The organism is Ruegeria sp. ANG10 (assembly GCF_040705255.1).
In the GTDB taxonomy this organism is placed as follows: Bacteria; Pseudomonadota; Alphaproteobacteria; order Rhodobacterales; family Rhodobacteraceae; genus Ruegeria.
Genome location: NZ_JBFCVU010000004.1, coordinates 214,129 through 228,178 on the forward strand (window position 1 = coordinate 214,129; position 14,050 = coordinate 228,178).

The 14,050-nt window shown below is 58.4% G+C and carries 19 protein-coding genes and 1 other RNA gene; 9 read left to right on the forward strand and 11 right to left on the reverse strand.

Annotated features, from left to right (window positions below):
* Complete coding sequence (locus AB1A64_RS10945; protein ID WP_366551439.1) at nucleotides 1-915, reverse strand: 5-bromo-4-chloroindolyl phosphate hydrolysis family protein; 915 nt, start codon at nucleotides 913-915, stop codon at nucleotides 1-3.
* A gap of 174 nt (nucleotides 916-1,089) precedes the next feature.
* Nucleotides 1,090-1,962: a pseudouridine synthase gene (locus AB1A64_RS10950; protein ID WP_366551440.1), complete on the reverse strand. Its 873-nt coding sequence runs from the start codon at nucleotides 1,960-1,962 to the stop codon at nucleotides 1,090-1,092.
* Here AB1A64_RS10950 and AB1A64_RS10955 point away from each other — a divergent pair.
* Nucleotides 1,961-2,422: a nucleoside deaminase gene (locus tag AB1A64_RS10955; protein ID WP_366551441.1), complete on the forward strand. Its 462-nt coding sequence runs from the start codon at nucleotides 1,961-1,963 to the stop codon at nucleotides 2,420-2,422. The genes AB1A64_RS10950 and AB1A64_RS10955 overlap by 2 nt on opposite strands.
* On the opposite strand, the gene AB1A64_RS10960 is transcribed toward AB1A64_RS10955, so the two are convergent.
* Nucleotides 2,412-3,104, reverse strand: a complete 693-nt coding sequence (locus tag AB1A64_RS10960; RefSeq protein ID WP_366551442.1) for a metal-dependent hydrolase — start codon at nucleotides 3,102-3,104, stop codon at nucleotides 2,412-2,414. The genes AB1A64_RS10955 and AB1A64_RS10960 overlap by 11 nt on opposite strands.
* Before the next feature lie 60 nt (nucleotides 3,105-3,164).
* Between AB1A64_RS10960 and AB1A64_RS10965 the strand changes: the two genes are divergently transcribed.
* Nucleotides 3,165-3,821, forward strand: coding sequence for a ceramidase domain-containing protein (locus AB1A64_RS10965; RefSeq protein ID WP_366551443.1), 657 nt, complete (start codon nucleotides 3,165-3,167; stop codon nucleotides 3,819-3,821).
* Here AB1A64_RS10965 and AB1A64_RS10970 read toward each other — a convergent pair.
* Both AB1A64_RS10970 and AB1A64_RS10975 read right to left on the reverse strand, forming a co-directional pair.
* The gene (locus AB1A64_RS10970) at nucleotides 3,812-4,375 is read right to left on the reverse strand and encodes a DUF4202 domain-containing protein (RefSeq protein WP_366551444.1); all 564 of its coding nucleotides are present in this window, start codon (nucleotides 4,373-4,375) and stop codon (nucleotides 3,812-3,814) included. The two genes, AB1A64_RS10965 and AB1A64_RS10970, sit on opposite strands and share 10 nt — an antisense overlap.
* 147 nt (nucleotides 4,376-4,522) lie before the next feature.
* Complete coding sequence (locus AB1A64_RS10975) at nucleotides 4,523-4,681, reverse strand: hypothetical protein (RefSeq protein WP_366551445.1); 159 nt, start codon at nucleotides 4,679-4,681, stop codon at nucleotides 4,523-4,525.
* Between the two features lie 228 nt (nucleotides 4,682-4,909).
* On the opposite strand from AB1A64_RS10975, the gene gatC reads away from it, so the two are divergent.
* The 5 genes from gatC to rnpB all read left to right on the forward strand — a co-directional run bounded on the left by gatC (nucleotide 4,910) and on the right by rnpB (nucleotide 8,639).
* Nucleotides 4,910-5,197, forward strand: a complete 288-nt coding sequence (gene gatC, locus AB1A64_RS10980) for an Asp-tRNA(Asn)/Glu-tRNA(Gln) amidotransferase subunit GatC (RefSeq protein WP_366551446.1) — start codon at nucleotides 4,910-4,912, stop codon at nucleotides 5,195-5,197.
* Between the two features lie 3 nt (nucleotides 5,198-5,200).
* Nucleotides 5,201-6,688, forward strand: coding sequence for an Asp-tRNA(Asn)/Glu-tRNA(Gln) amidotransferase subunit GatA (gatA, locus tag AB1A64_RS10985; protein ID WP_366551447.1), 1,488 nt, complete (start codon nucleotides 5,201-5,203; stop codon nucleotides 6,686-6,688).
* Nucleotides 6,689-6,728: 40 nt separating this feature from the next.
* Nucleotides 6,729-7,442, forward strand: coding sequence for a hypothetical protein (locus AB1A64_RS10990; protein WP_366551448.1), 714 nt, complete (start codon nucleotides 6,729-6,731; stop codon nucleotides 7,440-7,442).
* The gene (locus AB1A64_RS10995; RefSeq protein WP_366551627.1) at nucleotides 7,387-8,100 is read left to right on the forward strand and encodes an N-acetylmuramoyl-L-alanine amidase; all 714 of its coding nucleotides are present in this window, start codon (nucleotides 7,387-7,389) and stop codon (nucleotides 8,098-8,100) included. Before AB1A64_RS10990 ends, AB1A64_RS10995 begins: the two co-directional genes overlap by 56 nt.
* Nucleotides 8,101-8,223: 123 nt before the next feature.
* An RNA gene (gene rnpB, locus AB1A64_RS11000) (RNase P RNA component class A) lies at nucleotides 8,224-8,639 on the forward strand.
* 14 nt (nucleotides 8,640-8,653) lie between these two features.
* On the opposite strand, the gene AB1A64_RS11005 is transcribed toward rnpB, so the two are convergent.
* From AB1A64_RS11005 to AB1A64_RS11020, 4 genes are all read right to left on the reverse strand, one after another.
* Entirely contained in the window at nucleotides 8,654-9,262 is a 609-nt protein-coding gene (locus AB1A64_RS11005) for a hypothetical protein (protein ID WP_366551449.1), read from the reverse strand.
* Nucleotides 9,263-9,531: 269 nt separating this feature from the next.
* On the reverse strand, nucleotides 9,532-9,864 hold the full coding sequence (locus AB1A64_RS11010; protein WP_170516524.1) for a GYD domain-containing protein: 333 nt from the start codon (nucleotides 9,862-9,864) through the stop codon (nucleotides 9,532-9,534).
* A gap of 85 nt (nucleotides 9,865-9,949) precedes the next feature.
* Nucleotides 9,950-10,771 carry a DUF2182 domain-containing protein gene (locus tag AB1A64_RS11015; RefSeq protein WP_366551450.1) on the reverse strand — a complete coding sequence of 274 codons (822 nt, stop codon included), beginning with the start codon at nucleotides 10,769-10,771 and terminating at the stop codon, nucleotides 9,950-9,952.
* Nucleotides 10,772-10,782: 11 nt separating this feature from the next.
* On the reverse strand, nucleotides 10,783-11,418 hold the full coding sequence (locus tag AB1A64_RS11020) for a DUF1326 domain-containing protein (RefSeq protein ID WP_366551451.1): 636 nt from the start codon (nucleotides 11,416-11,418) through the stop codon (nucleotides 10,783-10,785).
* 279 nt (nucleotides 11,419-11,697) lie between these two features.
* Between AB1A64_RS11020 and rpmG the strand changes: the two genes are divergently transcribed.
* A complete protein-coding gene (gene rpmG, locus AB1A64_RS11025; RefSeq protein ID WP_037309480.1) occupies nucleotides 11,698-11,865 on the forward strand; it encodes a 50S ribosomal protein L33 in 168 nt (55 codons plus the stop codon).
* 84 nt (nucleotides 11,866-11,949) lie between these two features.
* The gene (locus AB1A64_RS11030) at nucleotides 11,950-12,573 is read left to right on the forward strand and encodes a hypothetical protein (RefSeq protein WP_366551452.1); all 624 of its coding nucleotides are present in this window, start codon (nucleotides 11,950-11,952) and stop codon (nucleotides 12,571-12,573) included.
* Nucleotides 12,574-12,752: 179 nt separating this feature from the next.
* On the opposite strand, the gene AB1A64_RS11035 is transcribed toward AB1A64_RS11030, so the two are convergent.
* A complete protein-coding gene (locus tag AB1A64_RS11035; protein ID WP_366551453.1) occupies nucleotides 12,753-13,532 on the reverse strand; it encodes a Bax inhibitor-1/YccA family protein in 780 nt (259 codons plus the stop codon).
* Nucleotides 13,533-13,714: 182 nt separating this feature from the next.
* The gene (locus tag AB1A64_RS11040; RefSeq protein WP_170347952.1) at nucleotides 13,715-13,924 is read right to left on the reverse strand and encodes a DUF1127 domain-containing protein; all 210 of its coding nucleotides are present in this window, start codon (nucleotides 13,922-13,924) and stop codon (nucleotides 13,715-13,717) included.
* Nucleotides 13,925-14,050 lie beyond the last annotated feature (126 nt).

A 14,050-nucleotide genomic window follows, 5' to 3' on the forward strand; every position in this document is an offset into this window, starting at 1 on the left:
TTAATCCAACCGGACGCCTTCGCGCTGCAGCCGTTCGCGCAACACGTCAATTTCAACCGTCAGATCACTGCGGTCATCCAATAGCATCTTGCGGGTGCGGGCCGCGAAATTCTGTTCCAGATCGTCCAGCAAGGCCGAATAGTCAGCCAATGCTTGCGCATCCCGCGTGCGGGCGTAGACATCGGCAAACTTCACCGTCGCATCACGGGCACCTTGCAGGTAGACGGTCAGGTATTTGCGGGCACCGGCCAGATCGCGTGGGTCTTCTTCGACCGTGCGAAACAGATCGCGGGCGGTTTCCTGAAACCGTTCGACGCGCGCCTCGATCCGGCGGTCGCCTGCACGTTTTATAGCATCGGTCATCTCTGTCAGATGGGTTTCGGCATCTTCAACCACACGGGCCACGCGGTCTTGCTGAAAGGTGTCGACCCCCTCCATGCCCTTGTCTTTCATAGGGTCCAGACCGAAGGACACGGAATGCAGGACCGTTGCCACCACCCCGAACAGGATCGGGGCCAGCAGGCCGGCCTGAGCAGCAGTTTCGGCATCCAGGTATTCCGTCCGGTACGCGGCCACAGCGACACCAATTCCGGTCAACACGCTTGCGAAAATCTTGCGTGGAAAGGCCGGGCGTCGCGCGGTGCGACGTGCGTTAAATTCGGCCTCGGCGCGCAAACCTTCGCGCAACAGAAAGGCAGCGGCGGTCAGCAGGCCAGCGGCGATCAGCCCGATCGTCATTCCGACTGCACCGTCGTTTAGCGACAGAAACACCAGGGGAATGGCAGGCAGAAAAAGGATATTGGCCCGTGCGCCCGCCGGTTCGACGCGCGCGCCATGAAATTGCCCGCGCTGCGGTTGGTCGTCGTCAGAGCCGCCGCCTTCGGGGCTGAATTTTCCGCCATACCGCTTAGCCATGCGCTACAGCCCCCCCAGCACGCCGGTACAGACACCGAGCATCAGCACAAGAAGGGCCGCATAGGCCAGTTTTTGCACTCCGGTCCCTGACATGGCGTTCCCCCGTGGAATAACTTACGGAAAATTTAGGCGATACGTGGGCTTGGCGCTAGGGGGAAGGTTGCTAAACCCGCGTCACTTGCGAGATTTCTTGCCGACCGGTGGTCGTTTTCGTTGCGGACGAGCAGGGCGTTTGGGTTTGGTTTCGGGCTCAGCGTCCAGACCCAGTTGGTCGCGCATCACGCGGCGGCGGATCTCTTCAACCTCGCCGGGCTTCAGACTGCCCAGCTGGAAAGGGCCGTAAGACACCCGTAGCAGGCGGTTCACGGCATAGCCGATATCCTCCATTGCGCGGCGAATCTCACGGTTCTTGCCTTCGCGCAAGCCGATGGTCAGCCACGCGTTTGCGCCTTGTTGGCGGTCCAGCGACACGTCCATCGGCAGAAAGCGCTCTCCATCGATCACAAGCCCCCTGCGCAGCGGCGCAAAATCTTCGTCCTTGGGGCGGCCATTCACACGAACGCGGTATTTGCGCAGCCAACCGGTTGAAGGCAGCTCAAGCTTGCGTTTGATGCCGCCGTCATTGGTCAGCAGCAGCAACCCTTCGGAATTCAGGTCCAGCCGCCCAACGCTCATGACGCGGGGCATGTCCTCGGGCAGGTTGTCGAAAATGGTGGCGCGGCCTTTTTCGTCGCGGGTCGTTGTCACCAAACCTGATGGCTTGTGATACAGCCACAGACGCGAGGGTTCGGGTTCCGACACCGGTTTGCCGTCGACGACGATCTTGTCTTTGGCGGTCACGTTCAGGGCCGGGCTATCAATAACCTTGCCATTCACGGCCACGCGGCCAGCTTCGATCATACGTTCCGCTTCACGGCGCGAGGCGACGCCCGCGCGGGCCAGCACTTTGGCGATCCGGTCGCCGGGAGGAGGGGTTTTGGTCATCCGCAGCCCATAGCGCATCCCGCCCGCTTGCGAAAGACAGGTTTCTGATGCAGTCAGAGGCATGACGTTCAAATCGCATATGGACAAAGCGCTGGTCGAGGCGCGCGCTGCCGCAGATCGCGGTGAGGTGCCGGTGGGCGCCGTGATCGTCGCGCCTGACGGTCGGATCGTAGCCTTAGCGGGCAACCGGACCCGCGAGTTGAATGACCCCACCGCCCATGCCGAGATTCTGGCCCTGCGCGCGGCCTGCGCCGAGGCCGGGTCCGAACGGCTGCCGGACCACGACCTGTACGTCACACTGGAACCTTGCGCCATGTGCGCGGCAGCTTTGGCCGCAGCGCGTATCCGGCGCATCTATTATGGGGCTGCCGATCCTAAATCTGGCGGTGTGGCCCATGGCGCGCGGGTTTTCACCCATAAACAGGCGCACCATGTCCCCGAAATTTATGACGGCATCGCAGCGCAAGAGGCCGCCGATCTTCTGAAAGCCTTCTTCGCTGCACGCCGTGATTTTAAAGAGTGATAGGTTTCATCAACTCAGGTTCGATCACGTCCACCCCCGGCAACCCATCAATCAGCGCTTGAGCAGACTGTTCCAGAATTGGGAAGGTTTTGTAATGGCAGGGAATCACTGTCTTGAAATTGAAATACCGCTTGGCCGCATAGGCCGTGCCCTTCATGTCCATGGTGAAATGCCCGCCCGCCGACAGGATGCCGATATCGGGTTTGTAGTAATCGCCCATCCACTCCATATTGGCCATGATGTCGGTGTCCCCTGACACGTAAAGCATGTGACCGTCCGAGGCGATCATGAAGCCGACCTCGCTGCCTCCGGTCCGCAGGCCGTCCGGCGTTGAAAAGGTCGAACTATGCGAGGCAGGGACCATGGACACTTTGACCCCGTTCAAATCCACTGTGCCGCCCTTGTTGAAACCGACGGTTTCTAACCCTTCGGTCTCGCTCCAATACCCCATCAGGTCGTATTGGCCGACCACGGGAACCTTCAGATGCTTGGCCAGCGACACCACGTCTGCGACGTGATCGAAATGTGTGTGCGTCAGCAGAATGTGCGTCGCACCATCCAGCGCATTGTCATGGTGGTCCTCGGACAGCACCGGGTTGCCGGTCAGCCACGGGTCGATCAACAGCACCTGCCCGCCGGTTTCAATGCGGAAACTGCCGTGGCCCAGCCAGATGATATTCATTGAAAAAATCCTCCTGATCATACTGTTGGCATCAACCTAGCATCGGCTATGTAAAAGTGCATGGACTGGTTTCAGGAAATTGACGGCTATTGCGAGCGCCTGTCGCCCGCCTATTGGGCCGAGCCGATCAACGCCGTGACAAACGCGGCGTTTCTGATCGCGGCGTTTGTTATGTGGCGGCGCGTTCGGGGGCGGGGGATGCCGCTGGCAATGGCCCTGGTGGTCATTCTGGCCACCATAGGTGTCGGCAGTTTTCTGTTCCACACCCATGCGCAGACCTGGGCGGCCATGGCGGATGTTGTGCCGATCTTGCTGTATATTCTGGTCTATATTTTTGCCATCAACCGGGACGTTTGGCGGTTCAGACCGATGATCGCGGCAGTTTTGATGGCCCTGTTCATACCTTACGCGGCGTTGACGGTGCCGTTGTTTCAGCTTGTTCCGGGGCTGGGCGGATCAGCGGCTTACGCTCCGGTTCCGCTGCTGATCCTGATTTATGCATTCCTGCTGCGTAACCGGGTGCAGGATATTGCGCAGGGGTTGGCCATCGGGGCGGTGATCCTGATCGTCTCGATTGCATTTCGTGCGCTCGATGACCCCATTTGTGCGCAGGTGCCACTGGGCACACATTTCATGTGGCACATCCTGAACGCTGTCATGCTGGGTTGGATGATCGAGGTCTATCGCAGGCATCTGGCCCGCGCGTCTCAGACCTGAAACGCTGCTGCCAGTTGTTCCGGCAGGTCAAATTCGGAAAGCACCCGCGCCCGTCCGTCGCCTGACATCTTGCGCGCGGTTTTCTCGACAATGCGCTGGATCTTCTCGGCCGAATGTTTTTCCGCGAAAGGGGCGAAATACCACTTGAGGAAAACGAAACAGATGACGTCTTCCAGCGCCTGAACCTCGTCATCACGCTTGATGCCCTGTTTGCGCAGCATACGACCGGCGGCGTCGGCCTCATCCGTGCTGTATCCGGCTTGTTGCATCAGTCCCATAACAATTTCGGCGTGATGTTCAGCCTGCGCCTTGCGCCAGGTCAGATATCCGGTGCGGCCTTCGGGGTATTCACTGCGCGCCAGCTTCCAGCGTTCCACATGTTGCCCGCGCGCCGCGATCTGCAATGTGTCCGAGGCGTCAGGAAACAGCCTGTCCAGTTCTTCGCTCATCCTTTGGCCGTATAGCAGGGCGGCGGGTTGGCCATCTTCGATTGTGGGGTCTTTCTGGTTGGCCGCATCTATTGCGTCCAGAACCGCTTGCTTGCGTGCGCTCATCTTCCGCTCCGTTGGCTTGCCAGATTTGCGATGCAGTCCGGCGGGTTAGTTCGCACCATCGTAGCGGCTGGTTTTATCGGATGCAGCAGTGAATTGCATCCTGGCCGGGCCAGTAGGGGGGAATCTGGCCCGGCCGCGCGCGTCATCTTATTTGCCCAGTTTGGCTTTGTCCTGTGTCACCGTCTCGGACGAGGGGGTCGGGAACGAGAGGTCGGGGATCAGGGTTTGCGCGCTGGGACCAAAGGCCATGGCCGGGGTGCTCAGAATGGATGCGGTCAAAAGGGCTGCGGTGATGAAGGTTTTCATTTTCTGTCTCCGGTTATTGGCTGTGCCATGCATTATGAAGTGAACAGTTTGGTTCACTTTTTCAAGATAAGAACTGAACTAATCGGTTTACTTTTGCGTATACGTGCTATTCAATTTTGAATGGTTGGACGCATCCACGGCGGAAACAGGGTCACATCTGCCCTTCGGCGGACTTGCGACCCGGGCACCAGACGGGTAAATGCCCCCTAACGCATATGAGGTTTTCCGATGTCGATTGACCAAAGCACCGCCGCCAAGGTGGCCAAACTGGCCCGGATTAAGGTCGAGGATGACGCGCTGCCCGCGCTGGCGTCCGAGTTCAACACCATTCTTGGGTTCATCGAGCAACTGAATGAGGTCGATGTCGAAGGCGTCGAGCCGATGGTCTCGGTCGAGCCGATGCGCCTGAAGCGTCGCAAGGATGTGGTCACCGACGGCAATCAGCAGGCCAAGGTTCTGGCCAACGCCCCCGACGCGCGCGAAGGCTTTTTCGCAGTCCCCAAAGTGGTGGAGTAAGACATGAGCGATCTGAACAAACTGGGCCTGGCCGAGGCCCGCGACGCGCTGCGCAAGGGTGATGTGACCTCGGTTGAGCTGACCGAATCCTGCCTCAAGGCCATCGAAGACGCCGACGCGCTGAACGCTTTTGTCCATAAAACGCCCGAGATTGCGTTGGAACGCGCCAAGGCCGCGGATGAGCGGATCAAGGGTGGCGACGCGCCGTCCATGTGCGGTCTGCCGATTGGTATCAAGGACCTGTTTTGCACCAAGGGCGTTCCATCGCAAGCCGCGTCAAAGATTCTGGATGGCTTCAAGCCTGAATACGAATCCACCGTTTCGCAGCAACTGGCCGATGCGGGTGCCGTGATGCTGGGCAAGTTGAATATGGATGAATTTGCCATGGGTTCGTCCAACGAAACCTCGGTTTATGGCAACGCGGTCAGCCCGTGGCGTCGCGGTAATGATGACGCGCAGTTGACACCGGGTGGTTCGTCGGGCGGATCCGCTTCGGCTGTTGCTGCCGACCTGTGTCTGGCCGCAACCGGCACCGATACCGGCGGCTCGATTCGTCAGCCTGCCGCCTTTGTTGGCATCACCGGTATCAAGCCGACCTATGGCCGTTGCTCGCGCTGGGGTATCGTGGCCTTTGCGTCCTCGCTGGATCAGGCCGGGCCGATGACCAAGAACGTGCGTGACGCGGCGATTATGCTGGAAACCATGTGCGGTCACGACGCCAAGGATTCGACCAGCGCCGAACTGGCCGTCCCGAACTTCGAGGCGATGCTGACGGGCGACATCAAGGGCAAGAAAATCGGTATCCCAAAAGAATACCGCATGGACGGCATGCCCGCCGAGATCGAAAAGCTGTGGTCCGAAGGGGCCGAGATGCTGAAAGCGGCAGGGGCCGAGATCGTAGATATTTCGCTGCCGCACACCAAATACGCGCTCCCAGCGTATTATGTGATTGCCCCGGCCGAGGCCTCCTCGAACCTTGCGCGCTATGACGGCGTCCGCTATGGCCGCCGCGCGCAGTTGGCGCAGGGCGACGGCATCACCGAGATGTACGAAAAAACCCGCGCCGAAGGGTTTGGCCATGAAGTGCAGCGCCGCGTCATGGTCGGTACATATGTGCTGTCCGCAGGTTTCTACGACGCTTACTATAATCGCGCGCGTCGCGTCCGCACCCTGATCAAGAAAGACTTCGAAGATGTCTTCGCCGCAGGCGTCGACGCAATCCTGACCCCGGCAACGCCGTCGGCCGCTTTCGGTCTGGGTGAAATGACCGAGGCGGACCCGGTTCAGATGTATCTGAACGACGTCTTTACTGTGACTGTGAACCTGGCCGGTTTGCCTGGCATCTCTGTGCCTGCCGGTCTGGACAAACAGGGCCTGCCGCTGGGGCTGCAGCTGATTGGTCGCCCGTGGGAAGAGGGCGATCTGCTCAACACGGCCTATGCGCTGGAAAACGCCGCCGGGTTTGTGGCCAAGCCTGGCAAATGGTGGTAATCCTCAGGTCAGGCAAGACAACGCAAGACGGAGCAGCTGGATGCGCTTTACGCTTCTGATCCCCGCAATCGGGTTCGTGGCCGCCTGTAATTCGGTGGCCCCGATAGGTGGCACGGATTTCAACAGCCCCACCTATCAGGCACAGCGTGAGGCCCAACTGGCGGGGCAGGGATATACTGGTAACCCGCTGCTTGGCCCGCCCGAAGTGTCCGAACAGCAGCTGGGCGCGCCTGGAACAGTGGCCCCGTTACCAACCGGCGAAAATGCCGACATCGCTTCGGCGACCGCGGCTGCGCTGGCAGGCACCTCAGGGCAAGGCGCGATCACTCCGGCACCGTCGCCCGTCGAAGACCCCATCAACAACGCGATTTCCGATGAGCAGGATTTCGGAGCGGTCTCTGACCGTCGCACCATCGAATCCGACGCCGCATTGATCGAACAGAACCGCCAGACCTATGAGGTGGTCGCGCCCACCGCCGTTCCGGAACGTGGAACGGATGGTCAGCCCAATATCGTGCAATACGCGCTGAACACATCGAACCCGGTCGGGACCCAGCTATACAGCCGTGCAGGTCTGAACCTGCAAGCCAAGGCGCAGCGCAATTGCGCCCGCTTTCCATCCCCGGATCAAGCTCAGATTGAGTTCCTGTCCAACGGTGGCCCGCAACGCGACCGCAAGGGACTTGACCCGGATGGCGATGGCTACGCTTGTGGCTGGGACCCCAGCCCGTTCCGCAGTGCCGTCAACAACTGAGCCGCTGACGCCTAACTGGCACCCGTCCCCTAACTTTGGCGAGCGCAGGGATGGGCTGACCCCGTCGCTGATCGTGCTGCACTATACCGCGATGGACAGCGCAACCGAGGCGCTGGACCGGCTGTGCGACCCTGCCCATGAAGTATCCGCGCATTACCTGATCGGCAGCGATGGCACACTCTGGCAGATGGTGCGCGAGGAGGATCGGGCCTGGCATGCCGGGGCGGGTGAGTGGCATGGCCAGAGCGATATCAATTCCCGCTCGATCGGGATTGAACTGGACAACACCGGCGCGCACCCTTTTTCCGAGCCGCAGCTGGGCGTTTTGGGAACCCTGTTACACCAAATCATGAAACGGTGGGCTATCCCCCCTGAACATGTAATCGGCCATTCCGACATGGCGCCGGGCCGTAAGTCCGATCCCGGTCCGCGCTTCCCATGGCAGCGTCTGGAACACATGGCCCTTGCCGGAAAGCGCTCTCAACACGACCCCGGCAATACCCCGCTACATACGTTCAATGCGCTGGCACGCGCTGCAGGTTACACGGCTGAGACGGATGACGACACGCTTCTGGCCACGGTGCGCCTCAGATATCGGCCATGGGGTAGAGGTCCTCTGGAACAGGTCGACCTTGTTCCATTGACCAAGAAAATCTGATCCGCTCTTCATCTGGCTGAAAATACCTCGGGGATGAATTGGCCGACGGCCAAGAAGGGGCTGGCCCCTTCACCGCCCATCCACCCTTGACGCCGCCGTACCTAGGGCATACCCACACCCGGCGCGGAGGGCCGGATGGCCGCTGGGGCATATGCCCGAGAGGAAAGTCCGGACTCCACAAGACAACGGTGCCGGGTAACGCCCGGGCGGGGCAACTCGACGGAAAGCGCCACAGAAATCAGACCGCCGCACTATTGCAGAGGTTCGCCTCAGGCAATACGCGGTAAGGGTGAAACGGTGGGGTAAGAGCCCACCGCGCCGCTGGCAACAGCGGCGGCACGGCAAGCCCCACCGGGAGCAATGCCAAATAGGGTCCCCGCGCGGGCCGGTCGGCGTCAGCCGATACCGCCGCTAAGCGCGTCTTGGCCGAGAGGGACCGGGTTGGCAGCTTGAGCCGCGCAGCAATGCACGGCCTAGAGGAATGGTCATCGAAGGGGGTAACCCTGGAACAAGATCCGGCTTACAGGCCCTCCGCGCGATTTCTCGATTAAATTCAGCAATCTAGGGGAATGACGAAGGAATTACTCCACAAACCTTTAACCAAACCGCCGTCGCGCACTCGTTTCATTGGACAGCCAGTTTCCGTTGTAATGGTTTGTATCATGGCAGATTCCCAAGCCCGGTATTTCTTCCAGGTAAAGGTCGGAAGGTTTTTCAATGGCCAGACAACGCCGTAGCTTGATCCATTTACATCAATACGGCGCAGCTGGCCCTCAAAGTTTCCAATTTCTACGGGCACTCCGGGTGTGGTTTTGTTCGTTGCTTTTGCAGCGGCCTCTGCATTGGTTTTGCGCGCGCTGACAGAGTAGGTTGGAACCGCGCCCGAAGTGGGAACTGAAACATTCAGGGCAGCAGACTGAACCGGCGCCCCGTAGGTGTATGTTTCAACCGTTGTATTTGGGCCTGCCTTTTTCACTGAAACTGTCTCAGTTGGCGAAATTTGATAACTTGTTGCCGTCGCCGTGGATTTCGTCGACTCGCTGGCCGCGGCTTGCTCGGACCCGATTGGAGTGTGAGGGATGGGTATGGTCGAAACCGAGTCTCCGCAGGCACTTACAAGAAGAAAAAGGGGGATGATTTTGTACGTCATAAATGTGCTCATGGCTGGTATTCCAACCTTGAGTAATTTCACAATTGGGCAAAACTTTGGTCGGTTGATTCAAACTTCTGCAATCAACTCAGTCGAGACAGCCAAACACGCGCGACGACCAAGCTGCGTCAGGCGATACCGCCGCTAAGCGTGTCTTGGCCGAGAGGGACCGCGTTGGCTGCTTAAGCCGCGCAACAATGCGCGGCCTAGAGGAATGGTCATCGAAGGGGGCAACCCCGGAACAAGATCCGGCTTACAGGCCCTCCGCGCGTATTTCCTGTTTACCGGCCCGGCGCTTTGTAGGCTCCGGTCAATTTTGCGGCTTTTTTGGTCACGGCGACAAAGTCCTTTGCCTTCCATGCGCGCACGGTTTCAACTTTTGACACCGCGCCTGATGCTGCAACGGCCATGCCTATGGCAACTGCATCCGTGCCTTCCGGCAGTTCGCTGACAACCACTACGTCATTGTCGCCAGAGGTCATGTAAAACGCCACCAGCTTACCGCCGGCTTTTTTCAGCAATGCCCTGACCGCGCCCGAGCGGTCCACGGGTTTCTTGAGCATTCCCTTGACGCCTTCCTGCGAATAGGATGCGTAGGTAATGAAAATAGGCATGACTACCTCCTGTCAAAAAAGTTAATGCAGGACCCGAAATTTGGCCGGTCCTTCGACCCTTATGAACATTTCAACCTGTCGCGATCTATGCGATCGCGATCAGCCAAACGCCCACGACGATTAATGCAACACCAGTGAACGGAACGAACCACCGCACCCGCGGCATCAGTTTTTCCAGCGCGACATAAACGGCAATGCCCACAATCCAATAAAGGTTCATCACACCGCCCACGAACAGCAGCAACATCAACGCCCAGCAACATCCCAGACAAAACGCACCATGCAGCGCGCCGGTGCAAAACGCGCCATAGGCGCCAGGCCGGTTGTGATCGGCAAGAAACTGGGCTGGGCTGCGGCAGTGGCGCAGACAGGCGGTTTTCAGGCTGGACAACTGGTACACCCCCGCAGCGATCAGCACGCATCCGGCAAAAAATTTCGAGTGGATCGTCATCATCGGCCCATCGGACAGTCCGATGCTTTCCATCGCCCATTGTGCGCCTGTCGCAATGATGCTGAACACCGCCCAGGCAACCAGATAGCCCGTCAAAAAAAGCAGACTGAGACGCGACGCCCGCAACTTGTCCGGGCCCATCCGTTTGATGGCCGTGTACAACAGCACAGTGGGGGCGGCGCTGGGGGTCATCATGGCAATCATCATGACCCACCACATTAGGAAAATCAGAACGGCGTAGATCGGTGTCCAGCGTGTTTCTGTCGCCATGCTCATCGGCTCGCCAATCGGGCCAGCCATTCGGGTCATGTCGATGGCGGACATGTTCATACCGATGCCCGCAATCGTGTACCAGGACGCGCTCAGGATAATAAGCAGAACGCAGAACAGAACGATGCCGCTGTCGCGCCGCAGCACCCGATCTACGACTCCGGGTCGGGGAGGGGACGTGCTCATGTCAGCCTCCGCTATGCGCCGAGGACTCCGTGGCCCGAGATGTTGAGATGCGCCAAATGCGCGTGTGTCGCGTCAAAGGTTAGGCTGATCGCGCCGCCCGTAGTCTTGGCGGTCCCCGAAGCTGCTTCGGCATGACGATACTCAAACCCATTGGGCAGTTGGATCGAGGCCCTGTGCGGCATGCCCGAAACGATATGCGGGATCGGGCTGACCTCTACGTCGAAGACACCGGAAACCTTGGCGTATCCAGCGCGCTCGTCCCGGTCCCATTTCAGCTCAATCGGAGCATACAGAGTTTCATGCTTTGTCGGGGCCATGGCGCTGTAGACGTACCACATGGTGGCCATCTCGTCGGTGTCCTCACCTTTCATGATGGCCTCAATAGCGGCGCGCTGGTCGGCGCTGGCAGCTTCGTCAATGATCAGCTGCATCTGGCCGTTGCCCTCGTGAATGGGGCCAGGCCAGTGATACACGCCAGCCGCGCGCACCCCGGCCAGATCGGTGTCACCATAGTTCCCGGATTCGATATCGAACACGACAACAGCCTCGCAATTGCCATGGCTTGGAAGAACGCTGAACTGGCACGGGCAACCAAAGTTGCAATTGCAATTGGCCAATTCTTCGCCCTGAAGTTTCCATTCCGTCATGATAGCCCCCAAAAACATGCTTAAAAACCCTGCCGTCAGAGGGTATCGCCTGTTTCTGCCTTTGCGGAATTCGAGCCTGTCGTCGGCTTCTTTGTGGGATAGAATGGCGGGACCTTATCACAGAACCGTGATCGCGCCAAACCGGGGCAGGGTGCGACAGCAGGAATTGTGGGCGTTGTGCGCGGAATCTGGTTGACTCGGCTGCGCGACCGAGTAAAAGCGCACGCTCATAGGAATTCAACCGAAAGGCCCCTGCCTTTCCGGACGCAGGAGATAACCATGGCGAAGCCGACGACAATCAAGATCCGTCTGAACTCGACCGCGGGCACGGGCCACTTCTACGTGACCAAAAAAAACGCGCGCACCATGACTGAGAAAATGACCATTCGTAAGTACGATCCGGTCGTTCGGAAGCATGTCGAGTATAAGGAAGGCAAGATTAAATAATCTGCCGTCCAACTTGGACAGTTTTTAAAGGGTTCTGCCACGGCAGAACCCTTTTTCTTTGCGCATACCCCGATGGGATCGGGCTTGTGGCGTTTCGCGCCGTTGCAACGAAGCATCAGCGATTGGGGCAATCGGATCGTCGACGGGTTGCTTTTTTTGACGTCTTACTCATACGCTTCAACAACTCGTTCCAAAATGTTGGCCGCCATGAAAAAAATCTTGTTATCCACAATAACCGTTCTGGCCCTTGCAGCCTGCGAGGATCCGTTCAACCGTCAAGGCGTCGGATTCACGGGAATCGACGGCGAACCCCGTACTCTTTCCGATGTACCGGGCACAGCGTCATTCCTGCCGCCCGCGACAAATGTCCCGGCCGAGCTGGCATTGCTGCCCACAATCAATGTCACAACGGACGAAACTGAAATTGATAAAGTGGCTCGGGTCGCGATCGACAATGCCGGGCAGAACGCCGACGATGCCGTTCATCTGAGCGCGAGCGGAGCCAACCTGTATCTCAGCACAGTTGACGTGAATGGCACCCTGTTTGGTGTATTGCGCACTTCCAGCGGTAAGGTGAACAACACTTACGGTGGAGGCTTTGGACAGAACGTCGAGCAGTTCACTGGTTGTCTGCCGGCGGGTAATGTGTATCGCAAAGGCAATTCCAAGCGCAGCTCGGGCTTTGCCGTTCCTTTGAACTGCAGCTAAGACACCTATACAAGTCAGATTTTGAAGCCCCGCCATCAGGACGGGGCTTTTTCTTGTTCGGTCGCCAACTCGAGGGCCACCCTACTTCTGGGGTCGCGCAAGCGGCCAAGTGGCGGCCAAAAGAAAAGGGCGGGTCGTTTCTGACCCGCCCTGTTTGATTGGTGCTGTGGTACGGTGCGCTATTCTTGCTGCCCCATGAACATCAGCAGGAACTGGAACATGTTCAGGAACGAGATGTACAGGCTCAGCGCGCCGTCAATCGCGGCTTTGTTCAGCCATTCCTGATCACCATGTGTTGCATGTGCAATGTAGGTGTTTTTGATGTCTTGGGTGTAGAATGCGGTCAGACCAGCAAAGATCAATACACCAATGGCCGAGATTGCGAACATCATCGCAGGTGATTGCAGGAAGATGTTGATGACCATCGCCACCAGCAGGCCGATCACGCCCATCATCAGGAACGTACCCATGCCGCTCAGGTTGCGCTTGGTGGTGTAGCCAAAAAGGCTAAGACCGGCAAAGGCAATCGAGGTCACGATGAACGTCTGTGCAATCGAATAGGGCGTATAGATCATGAAGACCGAGCTCATCGAAATGCCCATTACAGCGGCGAAGACGAAGAAGCCTAGCTGTACAGCCGCAGCCGATCCACGCCGCATCAGCGCACCCCAACCAAAGATCAGGAAGGCCAGCGGTGAGAAGATCACAACCCATTTCAGCGGCGACATGAACAATGCGCCACCCAGGCTGGTCAGGTAGCGATCAGCGCCGATTTGTGCCACTGCGTTGGTCGGGTCAGAGGTCACGGCAAGACCGGCAATCGCCCAAGCGGCGAGCGCCGTGATCAGCATGCCCACGGACATCGTGCCGTAGACTTTATTCATATGGGCGCGCAGGCCCTCGTCAATCTGGGCAGCGCGCGTACCGGCAGCCGTCCGGATCGTGTCAAATTGTGCCATTAAAGGGTCTCCCTTCACATAATTCTTTTCGCGGTCCGAAACCCGGACCCCGTTCCCAGCAAATATCGGCAACTGCGGGCCGTGTTTCAAGAGTTTAGAGCGGGAAACCGGTTAAAACATGCAACAAAATGGCGACCTGCGTCAGCGGGCCGCCATTCAGTGGGAAAACATGAGTGTCAGAGTCATTTTTGCCAGAATTCTGGTGCATCCCAGAAGGGGCGAGCAGCTTCGGCATCAGCCTGTTCACGGGTGATTCCGATATCCTCCAGCGCTCGGGCATCCAATCTGGCAAGCGTGCAACGCTGGCGACGCAGCGAGAACGCATCCAACAACATGGTCAGGCCAAAGCGGCGACGAGGCGGGCAAGGTCTGTGAATTGCAATTTGGGTCATAATATATGTCCTTTCATTGATCCTCGATGAGTTTTCGATCTCTCATCAAGCTCCTTGATTTATATGGCGCACTATGAGACATTTTGAAAATGAATGTTTTTGAAGTGTTGCATAAGGATTCGTGAA

Bases quoted from the DNA above. Each gene is read 5' to 3' on its own strand.
- AB1A64_RS10945 (WP_366551439.1), bottom strand. From the start codon at position 915: ATGGCTAAGCGGTATGGCGGAAAATTCAGCCCCGAAGGCGGCGGCTCT.
- AB1A64_RS10955 (WP_366551441.1), top strand. From the start codon at position 1,961: ATGACGTTCAAATCGCATATGGACAAAGCGCTGGTCGAGGCGCGCGCT.
- AB1A64_RS10950 (WP_366551440.1), bottom strand. From the start codon at position 1,962: ATGCCTCTGACTGCATCAGAAACCTGTCTTTCGCAAGCGGGCGGGATG.
- AB1A64_RS10960 (WP_366551442.1), bottom strand. From the start codon at position 3,104: ATGAATATCATCTGGCTGGGCCACGGCAGTTTCCGCATTGAAACCGGC.
- AB1A64_RS10965 (WP_366551443.1), top strand. From the start codon at position 3,165: ATGGACTGGTTTCAGGAAATTGACGGCTATTGCGAGCGCCTGTCGCCC.
- AB1A64_RS10970 (WP_366551444.1), bottom strand. From the start codon at position 4,375: ATGAGCGCACGCAAGCAAGCGGTTCTGGACGCAATAGATGCGGCCAAC.
- AB1A64_RS10975 (WP_366551445.1), bottom strand. From the start codon at position 4,681: ATGAAAACCTTCATCACCGCAGCCCTTTTGACCGCATCCATTCTGAGC.
- gatC (WP_366551446.1), top strand. From the start codon at position 4,910: ATGTCGATTGACCAAAGCACCGCCGCCAAGGTGGCCAAACTGGCCCGG.
- gatA (WP_366551447.1), top strand. From the start codon at position 5,201: ATGAGCGATCTGAACAAACTGGGCCTGGCCGAGGCCCGCGACGCGCTG.
- AB1A64_RS10990 (WP_366551448.1), top strand. From the start codon at position 6,729: ATGCGCTTTACGCTTCTGATCCCCGCAATCGGGTTCGTGGCCGCCTGT.
- AB1A64_RS10995 (WP_366551627.1), top strand. From the start codon at position 7,387: ATGGCTACGCTTGTGGCTGGGACCCCAGCCCGTTCCGCAGTGCCGTCA.
- AB1A64_RS11005 (WP_366551449.1), bottom strand. From the start codon at position 9,262: ATGAGCACATTTATGACGTACAAAATCATCCCCCTTTTTCTTCTTGTA.
- AB1A64_RS11010 (WP_170516524.1), bottom strand. From the start codon at position 9,864: ATGCCTATTTTCATTACCTACGCATCCTATTCGCAGGAAGGCGTCAAG.
- AB1A64_RS11015 (WP_366551450.1), bottom strand. From the start codon at position 10,771: ATGAGCACGTCCCCTCCCCGACCCGGAGTCGTAGATCGGGTGCTGCGG.
- AB1A64_RS11020 (WP_366551451.1), bottom strand. From the start codon at position 11,418: ATGACGGAATGGAAACTTCAGGGCGAAGAATTGGCCAATTGCAATTGC.
- rpmG (WP_037309480.1), top strand. From the start codon at position 11,698: ATGGCGAAGCCGACGACAATCAAGATCCGTCTGAACTCGACCGCGGGC.
- AB1A64_RS11035 (WP_366551453.1), bottom strand. From the start codon at position 13,532: ATGGCACAATTTGACACGATCCGGACGGCTGCCGGTACGCGCGCTGCC.
- AB1A64_RS11040 (WP_170347952.1), bottom strand. From the start codon at position 13,924: ATGACCCAAATTGCAATTCACAGACCTTGCCCGCCTCGTCGCCGCTTT.